12 protein-coding genes and 1 pseudogene are annotated in these 18,642 nt (G+C 66.0%); 11 read left to right on the forward strand and 2 right to left on the reverse strand.

All coding sequences use genetic code 11. The annotated features are described in order from the left end of the window. Position 1: 1 nt before the first annotated feature. From ACV095_RS00005 to ACV095_RS00050, 10 genes and pseudogenes are all read left to right on the forward strand, one after another. A pseudogene (locus ACV095_RS00005) lies at positions 2–1,319 on the forward strand (phytoene desaturase family protein); the annotation flags it as partial. 66 nt (positions 1,320–1,385) lie between these two features. Continuing rightward, entirely contained in the window at positions 1,386–3,374 is a 1,989-nt protein-coding gene (locus ACV095_RS00010; protein WP_018769857.1) for a penicillin-binding transpeptidase domain-containing protein, read from the forward strand. Positions 3,375–3,417: 43 nt separating this feature from the next. Next, on the forward strand, positions 3,418–5,100 hold the full coding sequence (locus ACV095_RS00015; protein WP_478222634.1) for an ABC-F family ATP-binding cassette domain-containing protein: 1,683 nt from the start codon (positions 3,418–3,420) through the stop codon (positions 5,098–5,100). A 52-nt stretch (positions 5,101–5,152) separates the two neighbouring features. Beyond that, positions 5,153–5,926, forward strand: coding sequence for a DeoR/GlpR family DNA-binding transcription regulator (locus tag ACV095_RS00020; protein ID WP_478222635.1), 774 nt, complete (start codon positions 5,153–5,155; stop codon positions 5,924–5,926). Next, on the forward strand, positions 5,923–7,152 hold the full coding sequence (locus ACV095_RS00025) for an MFS transporter (RefSeq protein ID WP_478222636.1): 1,230 nt from the start codon (positions 5,923–5,925) through the stop codon (positions 7,150–7,152). The genes ACV095_RS00020 and ACV095_RS00025 overlap by 4 nt, the downstream gene beginning before the upstream one ends. A 21-nt stretch (positions 7,153–7,173) precedes the next feature. Further along, entirely contained in the window at positions 7,174–8,670 is a 1,497-nt protein-coding gene (locus tag ACV095_RS00030) for a bifunctional phosphatase PAP2/diacylglycerol kinase family protein (RefSeq protein ID WP_134164858.1), read from the forward strand. A 149-nt stretch (positions 8,671–8,819) separates the two neighbouring features. Then, positions 8,820–9,743, forward strand: a complete 924-nt coding sequence (locus ACV095_RS00035) for an ABC transporter ATP-binding protein (RefSeq protein ID WP_478222637.1) — start codon at positions 8,820–8,822, stop codon at positions 9,741–9,743. Next, a complete protein-coding gene (locus ACV095_RS00040) occupies positions 9,743–10,636 on the forward strand; it encodes an ABC transporter permease (RefSeq protein ID WP_478222638.1) in 894 nt (297 codons plus the stop codon). Before ACV095_RS00035 ends, ACV095_RS00040 begins: the two co-directional genes overlap by 1 nt. Positions 10,637–10,911: 275 nt before the next feature. Beyond that, on the forward strand, positions 10,912–12,318 hold the full coding sequence (locus ACV095_RS00045) for an amino acid permease (protein ID WP_018769850.1): 1,407 nt from the start codon (positions 10,912–10,914) through the stop codon (positions 12,316–12,318). A 22-nt stretch (positions 12,319–12,340) separates the two neighbouring features. Next, entirely contained in the window at positions 12,341–13,663 is a 1,323-nt protein-coding gene (locus ACV095_RS00050; protein ID WP_478222639.1) for a M18 family aminopeptidase, read from the forward strand. Here ACV095_RS00050 and ACV095_RS00055 read toward each other — a convergent pair. Both ACV095_RS00055 and ACV095_RS00060 read right to left on the reverse strand, forming a co-directional pair. Then, on the reverse strand, positions 13,660–14,319 hold the full coding sequence (locus ACV095_RS00055; protein WP_018769848.1) for a PglD-related sugar-binding protein: 660 nt from the start codon (positions 14,317–14,319) through the stop codon (positions 13,660–13,662). The two genes, ACV095_RS00050 and ACV095_RS00055, sit on opposite strands and share 4 nt — an antisense overlap. 188 nt (positions 14,320–14,507) lie before the next feature. Next, on the reverse strand, positions 14,508–17,231 hold the full coding sequence (locus tag ACV095_RS00060) for a helix-turn-helix transcriptional regulator (RefSeq protein WP_478222640.1): 2,724 nt from the start codon (positions 17,229–17,231) through the stop codon (positions 14,508–14,510). A gap of 594 nt (positions 17,232–17,825) precedes the next feature. On the opposite strand from ACV095_RS00060, the gene ACV095_RS00065 reads away from it, so the two are divergent. Further along, a complete protein-coding gene (locus ACV095_RS00065; RefSeq protein ID WP_478222641.1) occupies positions 17,826–18,641 on the forward strand; it encodes a glycosyltransferase family 2 protein in 816 nt (271 codons plus the stop codon). Position 18,642 lies beyond the last annotated feature (1 nt).

Here is an 18,642-nt window from a genome sequence, read left to right on the forward strand (position 1 = left end):
GACCACGGAGTTGATGCAGCCCGGGCACTTCCATGATGTCTGCTCCGCCGTGCACCCAATGGCTGTGGCGTCCCCTTTCTTCCGCGCTTTCGAGTTGCCCCGAAGGGTGGACCTCATCACCCCGGACGTGTCCTTCGGTTCCCCGCTGGAAGGTGGCCGGGCAGCCCTGGCCTATCAATCGATGGACAGGACCGTTGAAGGACTGGGCCGGGACGGACCCGCGTACCGCCGGCTCATGGAGCCACTGGTCCGCCACATTGACGACGTCATGGACTTCACCCAAAACCAACTCCTCCGGATCCCCCGGAACCCCCTGGTGGCCGGCGTCTACGGCCTGCGGACCCTGGAACAAGGGACCGGGCTGTGGAACCTTCGGTTCCGGGAGGAACTGGCGCCGGCCCTCCTCAGCGGTGTGGCCGCCCATGCCATCTCCCACCTGCCCTCCCTCGCCGCCTCCGGAGCCGGGCTGATGCTTGGTGCCCTGGGACACGCCGTGGGATGGCCCATCCCCCGCGGCGGTTCCGCATCCATCGCGGCAGCCCTCGCGGACGACATCCGCGCCCACGGAGGAGTCATCCACACCGGAACCCCGATTGACCGGTTGGAACAGCTTCCTGCCACCCGCGCCACGCTGCTGGACGTGGCACCCCGGGGTTGCTGGACATGGCAGGGGAATCACTTCCCGGACATTACCGGCGGGCCCTGGAACGCTTCCGTTACGGCAATGGCTCGTGCAAGGTGGACTTCATCCTGTCCGGGCCGGTGCCGTGGCAGGCCAGCGGACTCTCCGACGCCGGCACCGTGCACGTGGGCGGCACGCGGGCCGAGCTGGCACGCTCGGAAAACGAAGTCAGTGCCGGACACCATCCTGAACGGCCATATGTGCTCGTGGCCCAGCCGTCCCGCTTCGACGCAGCCGCGCCCCTGCAGGCCGGCACACACTGTGGACGTACTGCCATGTTCCCTCCGGCTCGACGAAGGACATGACCAGCCAGGTTGCCGCGCAGCTGGAACGGTTCGCCCCGGGATTCCGCGATCTTGTGGTGGAATCACACGTCATCACCGCAGCGGAGTTGGCTGAATACAACCGGAACTACATTGGGGGCGATTTCAGCGCCGGCATCATGGACGTCCGGGGTCTGGTCCAGAAGCCGGTGGTGTCCCCCATCCCGTGGCGGACGCCGCTGCTGGGCGTCTACCTGTGTTCGTCGTCGACACCGCCGGGTCCCGGGGTGACGGGCATGCCCGGGCTGCATGCCGCAACGTCCGCCCTGAAGGACGTCTTCAAACTGCCGGTGCCGGACCTGGGGCTCTCATAACGCTCCATGACCCGGGACTGAACACGCGTGGCGCTGATGTCAGCCGGCCCGGGGGATAATGGCGCGATGGGGAAAACAACAAAACTTTCGCTTGCCATAACTGCGCTCATTATCGGAACCTCGCTGGTGGCCTGCGATGACGGAAAGTCCGGCGCCGAAGCCGCGGCACGGCAGCTGGCCGGCGCAGTCTCGGCGCTCGACGTAGGGTCCGTGGCTTTCGACGGCAAGGACGCCGCCGCAGCGAACGACCAGCTGCACCAGGTCTTCGCGGCCCTGGACCCGCAAAAGCCCGAGGTCCAGGCAGGCGGACTCACGCTGGACGGGGACAAGGCCTCCGCACCCTTGAACTACACCTGGAAGTTCGGCGACGCGGAATGGAAGTACACCATCGCAGCGAACTTCAGGAAGTCCGGCGATAAATGGCTCACCGTCTGGGATCCGGCCATCCTGGCACCGGGCCTCGGGGACAGCGAAATCGTGACCAAAGGATCCCAGACCCCCCAGCGCGCAGACATCCTGGGCGCCGGAGACGTCCCGCTGGTGACCTACCGCCCCGTGGTGAATGTGGGCATCGACAAGCCCCAGTTGGGCAGCGCAGACCCCGCCGATTCCGCCGGCAAACTGGCTGCCCTGGTGGGAGTGGACCCTGCCGCCTACGTGCAGCAGGTCAAGGCAGCAGGGGCCCAGGCCTTTGTTTCCGCCATCACCCTCCGCGAAGAGGGCCGGACCATCACCGATGCACAGATCCAGGCCATTCCCGGCGCCCGCGGCATCCCGGCATCCATCCCCCTGGCCCCGAGCAGGACGTTTGCCCGGGCCGTGCTCGGGTCGGTAGGGGAAGCGACGGCGGAACAAATCGAGGCGTCCGATGGCGCCCTGGCCCCCGGGGACGTCACGGGCATCGGAGGGCTCCAGCAGCAGTATGACGAACAGCTCCGCGGATCGGACGCCGTCGTCATCCGCGCGCAACGGGCCGACCTCACGCGCGAACAGATCCAATCCGCCGGCACCGACCCCCGCCGCGTCCTCTTCCAGGTGGAGCCCAAGCCCGGGACGCCGCTGAAGACCACCCTCGATCCGCGGCTGCAGACGCTGGCTGAGGGCATCCTGGAGCCGGTGGGGCCGGCGTCAGCCATCGTGGCCCTCCGACCCTCCACCGGAGCCGTGCTGGCAGCGGCTTCCGGGCCGGGCAGCAACGGCTATAACACGGCAATGCTGGGACAGTACGCCCCGGGATCGATCTTCAAGATGGTGGATTCCCTGGCCATGTTCCGGAACGGGATGACGCCCGACTCCACCATCCAGTGCACCCCCACGCTCACGGTGGACGGGCGGACCTTCAAAAACTCGGAAGGCTACCCCGAGACCTCTTTGGGCGCGGTGACCCTGCGGGACGCCTTTGCCCACTCCTGCAACACTGCCTTCATCTCCCAGCGTGACTCGGTGTCGCAGGGCCAGCTTGAAGCCGCTGCCACGTCCATGGGAGTGGCGGTGGAGGCGCCGAAACTTGGCGCCGAAGCCTTCCTGGGCTCCGTTCCAGGGCAGGCGCAGGGCACCGAACACGCAGCGTCCATGATTGGCCAGGGCAAGGTATTGCTCTCCCCGTTGGCCGCAGCAATCATGGCCGGCTCCGTGGCCAAGGGCGCCCCCGTCGCCGCGCAGCTGGTCCTCAACCCCGACGCCGGTGCGCCCGCTGCCGGAACAACGGCAGGTTCCACTGCCCCCGCGGCCGACCGGTCCGCAACCGCCGCTGCCGAGGCACCCTCCACCGCCTCGGACAAGCCGATCACGGCTGCGGAGGCGGCGTCGCTGGCAGACATGATGCGCGCCGTCGTCACGTCCGGCCACGCGGGGTTCCTGTCCAGCGTCCCCGGGGCACCGGTAGGGGCGAAGACCGGAACCGCCGAATTCGGCACCGAGACTCCGCCAAAGACGCACGCCTGGATCGTGGCCGTCCACGGGGACCTGGCCGTAGCCGTCTTCGTGGAGGACGGCGGCCTGGGCGCCACCACCTCCGGCCCGCTGCTGAAGCAGTTCCTCACCGCCGCCGGCTAGGGGACCCCGCCAGGCAAGGGACCGGCGTGGGAGGATTGACGGTGTGGCCCATATTGACGTTTCCGGCATCGACTACTTCCTCTCCGACGGCACCCAGCTCCTGAACGGAGTGACCTTCAAGGTCCCTGACGGCACCAAGACCGCCCTCATCGGGCCCAACGGCACGGGGAAGACCACGCTGTTCCGGATCATCGCCGGAGACCTGGTCCCGGACGAGGGCGTCATTGGGCGGTCCGGAAACATGGGCATCATGCGCCAGTTCGTGGGGCAGGTGCGGGACGGCTCCACCGTCCGGGACCTCCTGGTGTCCGCCGCTCCCCCGGCCCTGGCAGCCGCTGCCCGCGAGGTGGATGACGCCGAGCTGGCCATGATGGAGGACGACGACGAGCCCACCCAGATGCGGTACGCCCAGGCCATCGTGGATTGGGGGGACGCCGGCGGCTACGACGTCGAGACCGTCTGGGACGAGGTCTGCATGGCCGCGCTGGGGCTGCCCTTTGACCGCGCACAGCACCGCCCGGCGTCGACCCTTTCCGGCGGCGAGCAGAAGCGCCTGGTGCTGGAAGCACTGTTCGCCGGCCCGGACGATCTCCTCCTTTTGGACGAGCCGGACAACTACCTTGACGTGCCGGGCAAGCGCTGGCTCGAGGAGAAGCTCAATGACTCCAGGAAAACCGTCTTCTTCATCAGCCACGACCGCGAGCTGCTGAACAACGCCGCCGGGCGCATTGTCACCCTTGAGCCGGGGATCAACGGGGCCGCCGCGTGGATCCACGGGGGCGGATTCGAATCGTACGTGGAGGCCCGGGCGGACCGGAACGCCCGGTTCGAGGAATTGCGCAAGCGCTGGGACGAGGAGCACATCAAGCTCAAGGAACTCGTCAACATGTACAAGAACAAGGCCGCGTTCCGCTCCGACATGGCCAACCGCTACCATGCCGCCCAGACCCGGCTGGCAAAGTTCCTTGAAGTGGGGCCGCCCGAGGCGCTGCCCATCGAGCAGAACGTGCAAATGAGGCTCAAAGGCGGACGGACCGCCAAGCGCGCCATCGTGGCGGAGAAGCTGGAACTCACCGGGCTCATGAAGCCCTTTTCCACGGAAGTGTGGTTCGGCGACCGCGTGGGCGTGCTGGGCTCCAATGGTTCCGGCAAGTCGCACTTCCTGCGGCTGCTGGCAACTGGCGGCACTGACCCCGAACGCGAACACCTGCCCGTGTCCGATGTTGACATCGCCGAGGTACCGCACGAAGGCACCGTCAAGCTCGGTGCCAGGATCCGGCCGGGATTCTTTGCCCAGACCCATGTCCGTCCCGACCTGCTGGGAAAGACCCTGCTGGAAATCCTGCACCGCGGCGATGAACACCGTTCCGGGCTGGGCCGGGAGGCCGCCGCGGGTGCCCTGGACGGCTACGGCCTGGCGGGACAGTCGGAACAGAAGTATGAGTCACTCTCCGGCGGCCAGCAGGCGCGGTTCCAGATCCTCCTGCTTCAGCTCAGTGGTGCCACCCTGCTGCTGCTGGACGAGCCCACGGACAACCTGGACCTGCACTCCGCTGAAGCGCTGGAGCGGGCCATTGACCACTTCGAGGGAACTGTCCTGGCGGTCACCCACGACCGCTGGTTTGCCCGGACCTTCGACCGGTTCATCGTATTCGGCTCCGACGGGAAGGTGTACGAGTCGGCGGAGCCGGTGTGGGACGAACAGAGGGTGGCGCGCAGCCGCTGAGCTGTCCCGGCCACCACATGAGCAAATGATCATGAGTTGATATCATTTGCTCATGAAAACGGACGAGCGGCACAGGACCATTGCCGAAATCCTCCGGCGGCAGCCGGAGGTGAGCGTCGAGGACCTGATGCAGGCCTGCGCCGCCTCTGGCGCAACCATCCGCCGGGACCTTGAAGTACTGGCCGGCCACGGTGTGCTCCGCAGGGTCCACGGCGGCGCCAGGAGCCTGATAGGCCACGGCCGCAACCCGGGCTACGGACAGCGGGAGCTGGAGGACCGGGATGCCAAGAAGCGCATCGCAGCTGCCGTGGCCGGCCTGCTGGCCGACGGCGAACACGTCTGGCTGGACAGCGGCAGCACGGCAACCGAAGTGGCGCGGGCAGCGGCCGGCCGGCAGGTGACCCTGATGCCCATGTCCCTGCAGGCCCTCAATGCGGCTGCAGGCGGTGACGGTGTCGCAGGCTCCCGCCCCGCCCTGCTGCTGCCGGGTGGAAGCGTGGTGCCCGGTGAACTCTGTTTCCGCGGACCGCTGGCCGAGTCCAACATCAGGTCCCTGCGTTTTGACACCGCGGTGGTCACGCCCTGCGCAGTGGACTTCCGCGACGGCCTGCTGGCCCACGACCTCGACGATGCCGCGGTGAAGAAGGCCGGCCTGGAAGCTGCGGCACGAGTGGTGGTGGCCGCCTCCGCGGGAAAGTGGCAGGCCAGCGCCCGGGTGCTCGTCGTCGGCCTGGAAAAAGTGGATGTCATCGTGACGGACCGGCAATTCAGCGCCCAGGACCATGCCGACCTTAAAAAATACTCTGTGGAAGTAGTGTACGTATGAGCTCCAGTACAGGTAAGGAAGAGCAGGCAGGCTTGAGAGCCGCCGCCGCAGCCACGTTCGTGGTCTTCGGGATCAACGGACTCGTGTTCGCAAGCTGGGCGGCCAGGATCCCTGCCGTTACGCAGACGCTGCACATCACGTCAGGGCAAATGGGCACGCTGCTGCTGTGCACGGCCGTAGGCTCACTGCTGGCACTTCCCACCGCCGGCCTGGTGGTCGGCAGGATTGGCACCGCCAACACGGTCCGCTTTGCGGGCTTGCTGGCGGCGGCCGCAGGTGTGGGAATCGCCCTGTCGCTTTCGGCCACGTCCATTCCCGGAACAGCGGTTTCGCTGTTCTTCTTTGGCATTGGCATTGGCCTTTGGGATGTGGCACAGAACATCGAAGGGGCCGACGTGGAGCACAAGCTCCGTCGCACCATCATGCCCCAGTTCCACGCGGCCTTCAGCGGCGGCGCATTCGTTGGCGCCCTGGTGGGTGCAGGGCTTTCCACCCTGGGTGTGGACCTGCCGCTGCATCTCATGGCGATTGCAGCCGTGGTGGTGCTGGTGGCATTGACCGTGCCACGCTACTTCCTTCCCCACATCTCCACCGCCCCCGTGGAGGGGGAGCCGAAACCCGCCAAGGGACCGTCCGCGTGGCGGGACAGCAGGACACTGCTCATCGGCGTCGTGGTCCTGGGCGCCACCCTCACCGAGGGAGCGGGCAACGACTGGATCGCCAAGGCCTCAGTGGACGGGCTCGCGGCCTCCGAATCCACCGGCGCCCTCATGTTCGCCCTCTTCGTCCTGGCCATGACCGCCATGCGGTTCCTGGGCGGCCGAGTCATTGACGCATACGGACGGGTGGCAGTCCTGCGGGCCAGCATGGCCGCAGCGGCCGCGGGCCTGGGCCTTTTTGTGCTGGCGCCCAATATCTGGCTGGCCGGCATCGGTGCAGCCCTGTGGGGCGTCGGCGCCGCCCTGGCTTTCCCCATGGGCATGTCCGCTGCGTCCGATGACCCACGGCACTCAGCCGCACGCGTTTCCGTTGTATCCACTTTGGGGTATATATCATTCCTTGCTGGACCACCGCTGCTGGGCTACCTCGGTGACCTCACCGGTATCCACACCGCGCTGCTGGCCATCATGGCACCCATCTTGGTGGCGCTGCTTCTTGCCGGTGCCGCGAGGCCCCTTAACGCGGTCGAGGAAGCCGCCGGGCAGGAAGCCGCCAAGCGGGACTAGACCTTGGGTTAGGGTGATCACATGCAAAGCGCCAGGCCGCGGGGGAGAAGCTGGATCAGCCGCCTCGATAGATACCTTCTCAAGCATGTATCCAACCTGCCCGGCGGCAACCACGATGTGTTCTTCCGCCGGCTTTCCGCCTCGGCCAACCACGGAAAGCTCTGGATGGGAGCGGCGGCCGTCCTGGCGTTGTTTCCCGGCAAGACGCGGAGGGCAGCACTGCATGGGCTGATCGCCCAAGGGGTGGCCTCCGCCGTGACCAACGTGGTGTTCAAGACGCTGCTCCCCCGGACCCGCCCGCTCCCCGAACATCTTCCGGTATTCCGCTTCGTGCATCCACAGCCCACCAGTTCCTCCATGCCATCGGGGCATTCGGCGTCTGCGATAGCGTTCGCAGTCGGGGCAGGCTTGGTCCGCCCGGCCGTAGGTGCTGCCCTGGCTCCCGCAGCCGTGGGAGTCGCCTATTCGCGGGTTCACACCGGCGCCCACTGGCCGTCGGACGTCCTCTTCGGTTCGGCCCTTGGTGCCGGTGCTGCGCTGGTGACCCGCCATTGGTGGCCGGTTCGTCCGCCGATTCCGCAGACGACCAGGGCATGGACCAGTGCGCCTGAGTTGCCGGGCGGCGAGGGTCTGAGCATTGTGGTCAACACCTTGGGCGGATCCTTCAAGGAGGAGACGGCGTCAGCACTCAAGGAAGTATTTCCCAAAGCGCATATAAATACCGTGCAGCCGGACGAGGACCTGGTGCAACGGATCGCCGCCACCGCCGACTTCCCTGGCACCCGCGCCCTGGGCGTGTGGGGCGGTGACGGAACGGTCGGCGCAGCTGCCGCCGCCGCCGTCGCACGTTCGATTCCCCTGCTGGTCCTGCCCGGCGGCACCCTGAACCACTTTGCGCGCGACGCGGGGACGGGAAGCCTGAAGGATGCAGTGGATGCGGCCAGCAAAGGTGAAGCGGCCCTGGCGGACATCGGGGTGGTGACGGCGGAACGGGGCCTGGCGGGAAGCCCGGAGGTCTCGGAAATGGTCATGCTGAACACCTCCAGCGTCGGCCTTTATCCGAACTTTGTCCGCCGCCGGGAACACCTGCAACCGGCGCTCGGGAAGCCGCTGGCAGGGGTGGTGGCCATGTTCAGGACCTTTGCGGCGGGCACCCCAACCACCCTGTCCGTGGACGGCGTTGTGCGCAAGGTGTGGATTGCCTATCTGGGCAGGGGGCGTTATTACCCCCGGGACCATGCGCCCTTGTTCCGGCCGGTGATGGATGACGGCGTGCTGGACGTCCGGATGATCACGGCTGACGAATCCTTTGCCCGGCTGCGGCTGCTGTGGTCCGTGCTGACGGGAACAGTGGCAAGCTCCCGCATCACCCACCTGCGGGAGGCCACAGAGGTAAGGATCGACGCCGGAGGCGCACCCATGGCGCTGGCGGTGGATGGCGAAGCGCTGGCCGGCGTGCGCAGCGTCGCGTACCGGATCCAGCCGAAGGCACTGACGTATTACTCCCCGCGCCGCTGACCACGTGGACGTGGGGGAAGTAACTACCCTGATTCTCCCCTGAATCAACCCTGATTCCGGGAAAAAGCTGCCCGGGCATCGGTAGCGTAAGGCATGAACACCCACCGAAAGTCGTCTGCAGCCGCGCGCTGCCGTGCAAAGGATTCTTCATGATCGAGGCAAACGGGCTGACCAAGGTCTACGGCGCCAAAACCGCCGTGGCCGGCGTCAGCTTTACCGTCAGGGCAGGGCAAGTGACCGGCTTCCTGGGCCCCAACGGGGCAGGAAAATCCACCACCATGCGGATGATCATGGGACTGGACCGGCCGACGTCGGGCTCGGTCACCGTGAACGGCCTGCCGTACGTCCGGCACAAGGCACCCCTGCGCGAAGTGGGTGCCCTTCTCGATGCCAAGGCGGTCCACACCAGCCGCAGTGCCTACAACCACCTGCTGGCCATGGCGGCCACGCACAGCATCCCCAAATCCCGGGTGCACGAGGTGATTGAAATGACGGGGCTGGAGGCCGTGGCACGCAAGAAGGCCGGCGGCTTCTCCCTGGGGATGGGCCAGCGGCTGGGCATAGCGGCAGCCTTGCTGGGGGACCCGCAGACCCTCATCCTGGATGAACCCGTCAACGGCCTGGACCCGGAAGGTGTGGTCTGGGTGCGGAACCTGGTCCGCTACCTCGCAGGGCAGGGACGCACGGTTTTCCTTTCCAGCCACCTGATGAGCGAGATGGCCCAGACCGCCGACCACCTGATCGTCATTGGGCGCGGCCGCATGATTGCCGATGCACCCATCCGTGACATCATCACCGGCAAGGGGCAGGCACGGGTCCGGGTGCGTACCGACGAACCCGACCGTCTCCACCAGCTGCTCGCCGGACGGGGCGCGTCCATCGACGTCCCGGAGCGGGAACTGCTCGAAGTAACGGGCCTGGAGCCCAGGACCATCGCGGCGGCCGCCCTGGAAAACCACGTCATGGTCTACGAACTGACGCCGCTCGTCGCCAGCCTCGAGGAGGCGTACATGGAACTGACCAAGGACGACGTCGAATACCACTCCCTGCCCGCCGCGGAGGTAAGCAAGTAATGAGCGTAACCACCACCGAACCCACGTCTTCGCCTGACCCCGCATCCTCCGCCGGGGGCCGCAGCCCCCGTGCCGGTGGACGGGCCCTGCCCGGCCCCACGTTCCTCCGGGTGCTCAACTCGGAAGTCATCAAGTTCCGCAGCCTCCTTTCCACGCTGATCCTGCTCGCTTCCACGGCGGTGGTCATGGTCGGGTTCGGCGCGCTGTCCGCGTGGGGGACGGGCCAGTTCGCCGACGCGGCCACAAGGGATCCGCAGGCCGCGGCGCGGATGGCATCGCAGGGCGGCGATCTTGCCGTCAGCGTGCCCACCTCCGGCATCGCCTTCGCCCAGCTGATCCTGGGGTCCCTTGGTGTGCTCCTGATGAGTTCGGAATTCACCACCGGAATGGCCCGGTCCACCTTCGCGGCCGTGCCCAGGCGCCTTCCCGCGTTCGCTGCAAAGCTCGTGGTGGTCATGGTGACGTCATTCGTGGTTACCGCCGTCTCCACCTGGGTGGCAGGACTGGTGGCCGTGCCCATCCTGGACAACTATGGCCTCACGCTGGACCTTGGCAGTTCCCAGTCGGTGAAGCTCCTTCTGGTCAACAGCATCTATGTGGCCGCCGTCGCCGCCATCGGCATGGCCCTGGGCACTCTCATCAGGAATTCCGCCGGCGGCATCATGAGCCTGGTGGGCATCTTCTTCGTGGCACCCATCGCCTTCCAGCTCATTCCCGGGGACTTCTTCAAGGAGGCCCGCAAGTACCTGCCAGGCAATACCGTTGATCCGCTGACGGCGGCCCTGCATGTTCCGGACACCCTGGAAGCCTGGCAGGCGGCACTCGTCCTTGGCGCCTGGGTCATTATCCCCGTCCTGCTCGCGGCAGTCCTGTTGAAGCGGCGGGACGTTTAGCGGCCAACCACTGCTGACGCCCCCGGCGAGAGGGACGGCGCGTGGTTTCCGGCACATTACAAAAGTGCATGGCGGGAAACTTTCTTTGCCCGTGGTGGTTCCTGCTTGGAGGCACGTCCTGTTGGGAGCAACCAGGTCTGTTGGAGTGCACAAAGCAAGGTGCATAATGGCCGACCTAGGGTGAAACGACGATGTGGTGCATCACACGGTCCCCCGGTGGTCCACCAAGGCACGTCGCTCAACCCATGCTATTTTCCCAACAGGACGGCGCTTCCATGCATGCTGACCAGCAACTCTCAAAGTCCCTGAAACCCAGGCACCTGTCCATGATCGCCATCGCCGGCGTCATTGGTGCAGGCCTCTTTGTCGGCTCGGGTGCCGCCATCCAGCAGGCCGGCCCGGGTATCCTCGTCGCCTATGCTGCCGCGGGCCTGGTGGTCATCCTGGTCATGCGCATGCTGGGGGAGATGGCCGCGGCAAACCCGGAAACGGGCTCATTCTCGACCTATGCGGACAAGGCACTGGGCCGTTGGGCAGGGTTCAGCATCGGCTGGCTCTACGCGTGGTTCTGGATCATCGTCCTGGGCATCGAGGCCACTGCAGGCGCAGCCATCATGCACCGGTGGGTGCCGGGCATTGACCAGTGGGTCTGGGCCCTTGTCCTCATGGTGCTGCTGACGCTCACCAACCTCGGCTCGGTGAAGTCCTACGGCGAGTTCGAGTTCTGGTTCGCGTCCATCAAGGTGGCGGCGATCGTCCTCTTCCTGGTCTTCGGTGCCGCCGCCATCCTGGGGCTCATCCCCGGTGTCCCAGCCCCCGGCCTGAGCAACCTGATCAACAACGGCGGCTTCATGCCCAACGGTCCGGGCGCTGTCCTGGCCGGAATCCTCGTGGTGGTCTTCTCCTTCTTCGGCGCCGAAATCGCCACCATCGCCGCCGGCGAATCAGAAAACCCCGTGGATGCCGTGAAGAAGGCCGTGAAGTCCACCGTATGGCGCATCCTGGTCTTCTACATCGGCTCCATCGCCGTGGTGGTCACCCTGCTTCCGTGGAACTCGGCCTCGGTGGCCAAGAGCCCCTACGTAGCGGTCATCGAACTGTTCGGCATCCCGGGCGCCGGAACCATCATGGACGTGGTGGTGCTGACCTCTGTGCTGTCCTGCCTGAACTCCGGCCTCTACACCGCCAGCCGCATGCTGTTCTCACTCTCCACCCGCGGTGACGCACCGCGGGCATGGACCCGCATCTCCCGCCGCGGCGTACCCGCTGCCGCGGTCCTCGCCTCCACCGTGGTCGGCTTCGTCACGGTGGGCCTGAACTACATTGCCCCGGACACGGTGTTCCTCTTCCTGGTCAACACCTCCGGAGCCATCGCATTGTTCGTCTGGCTGGTCATCTCCGCCTCGCAGCTGGTCCTCCGCAAGCGCATGGGAGCCGCAGCAAAGGACCTGCAGCTGAAGATGTGGCTTTTCCCCTACCTCACGTGGGCAGCGATCATCAGCATCGTGGCCCTGCTGATCGGCATGGTGATCGTGGAGTCCACCCGGGAGTCCCTGCTGCTTTCGATTGCACTGGCAGCCGTTGTGGTGGCGGTGGGCGTGCTGCGCTACCGGCGGAAGGGCGTGGCCGCCGCGGGCCAGCCGGACGTGGCAACCGAGGCTGCGCCGGCACCTGTCGAGTAGGCGCGGCACTAGACTCGGGACCATGCCTTTGCCTCCCTCTGCTGCAGACCACATCCAGGACCTTGGCGCCTATGTCAGCGCATCGCCGTCGAGCTTCCACGCTGCGCATGAGGGGGGCCGGCGCCTGGAGGAAGCCGGGTTCACCCGCCTGGATGAGCTGCAGCCGTGGGAGGCCGGGCCCGGTTCCTTCTTCATCATCCGCGACGGCGCCCTGATCGCCTGGGTGGTCCCCGAAGACGCGGGACCCGCCACGGGTTTCAACATCCTGGGCGCGCACACCGATTCGCCGTCGTTCAAGCTCAAGCCCAAGCCCACCACGGGTGCGCACGGCTGGCTCCAGGCCGGGGTGGAAATCTACGGCGGCCCCCTGCTGAATTCCTGGCTGGACCGGGAGCTGCGGCTGGCGGGCAGGCTGGTGATGCTTGATGGCACCGAGCACCTCACGGCCACCGGGCCGCTGCTCCGCTTCCCGCAGCTGGCCATCCACCTGGACCGGGCCGTGAATGATGGCCTCACCCTGGACAAACAGCGCCACATGAACCCCGTCTGGGGGCTGGGAAGTCCTTCAGACTCCGACCTGCTGGGCGTGCTGGCGGCGTCGGTTGCCGGCGCATCCGTCGATCCGGGGCAGATTGGCGGGTACGACGTCGTCATTGCGGACACGCAGGCGCCTGCGGTTTTCGGGGGCAAGGGGGAGTTCTTCGCATCAGGGCGGCTGGACAACCTTTCCGCCACGCATGCCGGACTGGCAGCGCTGACCGCCCATGCGGAGTCCGCAGCCGCCGGCGGCCCGATTGCGGTCCTTGCCGCCTTCGACCACGAGGAAATCGGCTCCAACTCCCGCTCAGGAGCCTGCGGGCCCATCCTCGAGGACGTGCTGGTGCGCATCTCCGACGGCCTGGGCGCGACGGTGAGCCAACGGCGGCAGGCCTTGTCGGCGTCGTTCTGCCTCTCTGCCGATGCCGGCCACGCCGTGCACCCCAACTATCCCGAGCGGCACGACCCCGCCAACCATCCCGTGCTGAACGGCGGGCCGCTGCTGAAGATCAATGCCAACCAGCGCTACGCCACGGACGCGTTCGGCGCCGCATTCTGGGCGCGGCTCTGCGGCGAAGCAGGCGTTCCCTACCAGGAATTCGTGTCCAACAACGTGGTGCCCTGCGGTTCCACCATCGGGCCGCTCACCGCGACCCGGCTGGGCATCCGGACCGTGGACGTGGGCGTGCCCCTGCTGTCCATGCACTCGGCCCGGGAGCTGTGCGGGATTGAGGATCCACGGCGCCTGACCGCGGTGACGGAGCTGTTCTTCCGGACGGCGGCCTTGCCGGCGGGGGCACACCCCTAACGGATCCAGCCGTAGTTGAACCCACCATGGTCAATTTGGTGGGCAGGCACCCCTACCCACGTTTCGCCGTCGGGAACATTGCTGAGAACGGCCGCGCCCATGCCGATGGTCGCGTAGTCTCCCACGGATGTCCTCTCCCGGACGCTCGAATTCAATCCGAGGTAGGCGCCCTTGCCTATCCTGGCGCCGCCGCCCAGTGAGACGCCCGCGGCGAAGGTCGCAAAGTCGGAGACATCGTCGTCGTACGAGAACGTGACGGAGGGCATGGCAACCACGTGGGATCCCAGGCTCACGGCGGCAGTGAGGGTTACGTTGCGCAGCAGGATGCTGCCGCGGCCCACACGGCAGCCTTCCGGGTACTGGACGGAAGGATCCACCGCACTGGCGTACCTCGACTCGCCGATCCCCAAGGTGCCCAGATGCGACACCACCGCTTCGCGTTCCCTGCTGGACGCAATGCACACCAGGAGGAAGGCGTGCATGTAGTTGACTGCATCATCAATGCTGCCAAGGACGGGGGCACCATCGACGGTGACGCCGGCCATCTCCCTGTCATCATCGAGCAGCCCAACCACGTCATACTGGCCGCTGCCGCGGACCATGGCCAGGACTTCACGCGCCAGGCCGCTGGCACCTATCAGGATCAGTTCGCTCACGTGACGGCTCCGGCAGCAGCCTGCCGGGGTGTCGTTACTGGAATCCGGTCCATGCTGTACCTTTCCCGGCGCGTGACGTCCTCTGAACGTGGGACAAGGCTATTCGCCAGGGGCACACTTTCCGGCTGGACACCGAAGGCTATGTGGTTCGGAACAGGGACTATGTGGAAACTGCGGGGACCTGTGGATCACAGGACGGGCAGGACGTACGGCTCCGCAGCCGGAGTTGCCTTGCCGGCGGCCAGGGCAGTCAGCTGTGCGCGGGACTCAACGCCGACCTTGCGGTAGATGGCCGTGAGGCGTACTTCGACGGTGCGGACCGAAACATACAATGTGCCGGCTATTTCCTTGTTGCGCATCCCCCGGGCCACCATCATCGCCAGCGCCCTCTCATGGTCCGTGAGCAAGAGCATTGACGGGTTGCCCTGCGGGCGGACGGCCTCCCACCGTTCGTCCAGCAGGAGGGCGTCCACGTGCTGCGTCCAGGCATCAGCCCCGGCCTCGTCAAACATCACCTTGGCCCGGAGCAAGGCCTCCCGCGCGTGGCGCAGCCTGCCGAAGCCATGCAAACGTTCCGCATAGCACATCAGGGTCCTGCCCCGCTCAAGCCTGTGACCGTTCCTGTCTTCAAGCGCCTGCTTGAAGAGCTGCAGGGACTGCTCGCCGTCCGCAAGCATGGCGCGGCTCCGGGCAACCACCATGACCAGCCACGGAGAGCGCAACCCCGCCGAACGGCTTTCCAGGCGTTGAAGAGCCTGGGTGGCTTCACGGTGCCGGCCAAGACGGACCAGTACCTCCACCAGGTCGGCCTCACAGCGCAGCAGGGTGGGGTTGCCCAGCCCCAGACCGATTTCCGCGGCCCTGGACAACTGGACAACGGACTCCGCCAGGTCACCCCGCAGGAGTGCGAAGTGGCCATGGCAGGCCGCCAGCTGTGCCGTGAGCCCAGGGTGGTTTCCCGATCGCAGATAGTCCAGGGCATTGGCGGCCTGGTTACGCGCGAGTTCGTCATCGCCCAACGAGTAGGCACGCCAAACCCGGAACAGGTGCCGGGCTCCCCGGTGGTACTCCAGGTCAGGTTGGCAGAGCTCGAGTTCGTCGATCAGCCTGACCGCCGCTGCCACATTCCCGGCGCGGATCTCATTGTCTACTGCCGTGAGGGCTGCTGTTTCCCGCCAGTTGGCGTGGTCCGGTTCTGTGGAGCTGCGGAGCATCGCGAAGGCTTCACGGGCGCTTTCGTACTGTTCCGCATAGGTGAGCGCCCGGCCGCGCAGCAGGAGGCGGGCCGGCCGGGCGCTGCGGACCTGCCCGGGGCGGCGGGAGGGGTTTGCCCTTCCGCCGCTGATCGATTCGACCAGCAGTTCGGCATGGTCGGCGATGGCCAGGCACTGCAAGGACGCGGAGCCGCGGAACGCGCCGCCCTGGCGCAGCAGCTCAACTGCCTCTTTCAGTTCCCACCGCTCGGCATAATAGACGGCGCCGATGGCCAGCAGGGCAGCGGAATACCCCGGATCGTGCTGGCCAAACTCCTTTACCAGCCGCTGCAGCATGCTGCAGCGCACCGCAACGCCCTGGACGAAATCGATCTCGAAGGAGAGGCCGGTCAACCGCAGAATCAGGTTGGGGTCGCGGGTGACCCCTTGCGCCCACTCCAGGTACCGGCGCGCATGCACCAGATCACCGCGGGTGAAGAGCAGCTCGGCCAGCCCGGTGAGGCGTGCCGCCGTTTCCGCTTCGCCCGGGTTGATGGCGAGGGCCCGCTCGATGCACTCCACCGCGAAGGACACCTCGCCCCTCCGGACCAGGTGCACCGCGTTACGGAGAAGGTGGAAGGGAGTTTCGTGCTCCAAGACCACCGCGAAGCTCAAGTGCCAGCTGCGGGCATGCCGATCGGTGCCCCGTGCTGCTTCAGCCAGGGCGCGGTGGGTTGCGGTGCGGACGTCAGGTGGCATGGCCGCGTGCACATGGCCCCGCAGCATCTGGTCCGCTATCCACAGGTGTTGTCCGGATCGCTGCACCAGTCCGGCAGCCACCAATTCATCTGCGTGAAGCCACGCTTCATGGTCGATTTTCCCGATAGTGGTGATGTCACTGCGGAACGAGAGCGCAAGCAGGTCCAGGACCATGCTCGCGCCGGGGGTCAGAGCGGCCACCGCTGATGCGTGTCCAGCGTCAAGGCTGCTCGTGGAGGACAGCGGGATGGGCAGTGCGCACTTGCCGCCGGCGTGCCTCTCCACCAGCCCGCTGTACAGTTCGACGGCGGCAAGCGGGTTGCCGCCGGTGGCTGCGGCAACCGCGTGGGCCACCGCCGTCGTGGTCTGTTTGGTTGGCATGCTTTCCAGCATCCGCACGGTGTCACCCTGGCTCAGCGCACCCAGGCGCAGGGCGGGGAGGCCGGTGAAGGGGCTTCCGGGGACCTCGTCCCGCATGCCCGCAAAAAGGACAATTTCCGTGCCGGCCAGTCGCCGTGCCAGGAATCCAATGACTGATTGACTGGCCGGATCCAGGCTGTCGGCGTCGTCAATCGCAATGATGGTCCGCGTTGACGACCGGCGCTGCAGTCCGCTGAGCAGCATGCCGGACACAGCGGGAACGGTCAGGGCACCGGCGTTGCCACCCCGGAGGGCGTCGACGGACCCGTTCAGGACCGGGTCATCCATCTCATTCAGCAGCGCAGTCAGACCGGAAAAGGGCCAGCCCGATTCAGCGGCGCTGGCGGCCAGGAACACGGACCGGTATTCGCAGAGAGAGGAAATTTCGGACAACAGGGCTGACTTGCCTATGCCCCGGCCGCCGACGATGGCCAAGGCTGTTTCCTTGGGGCCACGGATCGCAGAAAGAATCCGGTCAATTTCTTTGTTTCGGCCCACAAGCGGCATGGGGTCCCCAATCATCGAAGAAGGAGACCGCATTTTGTACTGCCGGTTCAAATGGTGGCCGCGCTCCCCAACGCGTAGGCCGCTACAAGCGAATATAACGCGCCACTAAACATGGCACCATACAAATTTGCGCTGGATTGCATCAAGATTAGATCCACAATTGCTCAAGGTCCCGGCCGCGTGGCTGAAGGCCGGCCCGGCGAACGCTGGGGCCTTGCAGGGCCCGGCGATTGCGGTATTGGCGGCAGTACCGGCGCCACCCCATCGCATGAACCACGAAGGGCGGCATGATAACCCCCGTACTTAAAAACGCGCGGCAGACAATAACCCCTATACCTAATATCACCCTGCACCCGTAATCCCCGTACTTGCCTTATCGCAGTAAATATGACTGCAGAAACTGAGTACTCGCTACTGGTGACACTCGAAAGGGGTGGAAATAGGCTTTCTCCACGGCCAGAGTCAAAGGCTAACGAGAGCTGGGGCCCGAGACCAGACCCATGACCGGATAAAGCGTCAAAGACGCGCTCGGCTTCCAAGCGGGCGGGTTCGTTGTTAACTATCCGCAAACGTCATGAAGTGGTGAGGTATTTGTCCATTTCCATCCAGCTCCCAATTACTCTTGCGATGCAGGGCACGGAGCCCGGTAAGGCCTCCGTCAGCGTCGTCATTCCAACACTGGACGAAGCCAGGAACATTCCGTGGGTCCTGCGCAGGATGCCGTCCTACGTTGATGAGGTCATCATCGTGGACGGCCGGTCCACCGACAACACTGTGGGAGTAGCCCAGGCGGTCCGCGACAATCTCGTCATCGTCAATGAGCCCCGCAAGGGGAAAGGTGTGGCCCTACGCTCAGGGTTCGCTGCCGCCTCAGGCGACATTATTGTCATGCTTGACGCGGACGGCAGCATGGACCCGCAGGAGATCGGGTGGTTCGTTTCCCCGCTGCAACATGACTACGACTTCGTCAAGGGCTCGCGGCATGTCACCGGTGGGGGCTCCGAGGACCTCACGCGCCTGCGGAAAGCCGGCAACCAGGCGCTGACCAAGTTGGCCAACGCGGTGCTGCACAGCAATTACTCCGATCTTTGCTACGGATATATTGCGTTTCGGCGTGAATGCCTTGAGATCCTGCAACTCGAATCAGACGGATTCGAAATCGAAACTGAACTGATCGTCCGGGCAGCACGGGCCGGCCTCCGGATTGCGGAAGTCCCCAGCATTGAGCTTGACCGGATTTCGGGAGCCTCCAACCTGCAGACCTTCCGTGATGGGTGGCGGGTCCTGAGGAAGCTGGCCCACGAATGCACCATGTGGGAGGCACCCACGGCCGGCGCCCGGCCCGAAGCCCTGCGCCGGGTCAAGTACGCCTACGCCAACGTCAGCGTTCCGCGGACGCCAACCGACCCGCAGAGCATCCTTGCATTGGTTCAGGGGGCTTAGC

Source organism: Arthrobacter sp. JDC6 (assembly GCF_056484025.1).

Coding starts and splice junctions, on each gene's coding strand:
- ACV095_RS00010 (WP_018769857.1), top strand. CDS start 1,386: ATGGGGAAAACAACAAAACTTTCGCTTGCCATAACTGCGCTCATTATC.
- ACV095_RS00020 (WP_478222635.1), top strand. CDS start 5,153: ATGAAAACGGACGAGCGGCACAGGACCATTGCCGAAATCCTCCGGCGG.
- ACV095_RS00025 (WP_478222636.1), top strand. CDS start 5,923: ATGAGCTCCAGTACAGGTAAGGAAGAGCAGGCAGGCTTGAGAGCCGCC.
- ACV095_RS00030 (WP_134164858.1), top strand. CDS start 7,174: ATGCAAAGCGCCAGGCCGCGGGGGAGAAGCTGGATCAGCCGCCTCGAT.
- ACV095_RS00035 (WP_478222637.1), top strand. CDS start 8,820: ATGATCGAGGCAAACGGGCTGACCAAGGTCTACGGCGCCAAAACCGCC.
- ACV095_RS00040 (WP_478222638.1), top strand. CDS start 9,743: ATGAGCGTAACCACCACCGAACCCACGTCTTCGCCTGACCCCGCATCC.
- ACV095_RS00045 (WP_018769850.1), top strand. CDS start 10,912: ATGCATGCTGACCAGCAACTCTCAAAGTCCCTGAAACCCAGGCACCTG.
- ACV095_RS00050 (WP_478222639.1), top strand. CDS start 12,341: ATGCCTTTGCCTCCCTCTGCTGCAGACCACATCCAGGACCTTGGCGCC.
- ACV095_RS00060 (WP_478222640.1), bottom strand. CDS start 17,231: ATGCGGTCTCCTTCTTCGATGATTGGGGACCCCATGCCGCTTGTGGGC.
- ACV095_RS00065 (WP_478222641.1), top strand. CDS start 17,826: ATGCAGGGCACGGAGCCCGGTAAGGCCTCCGTCAGCGTCGTCATTCCA.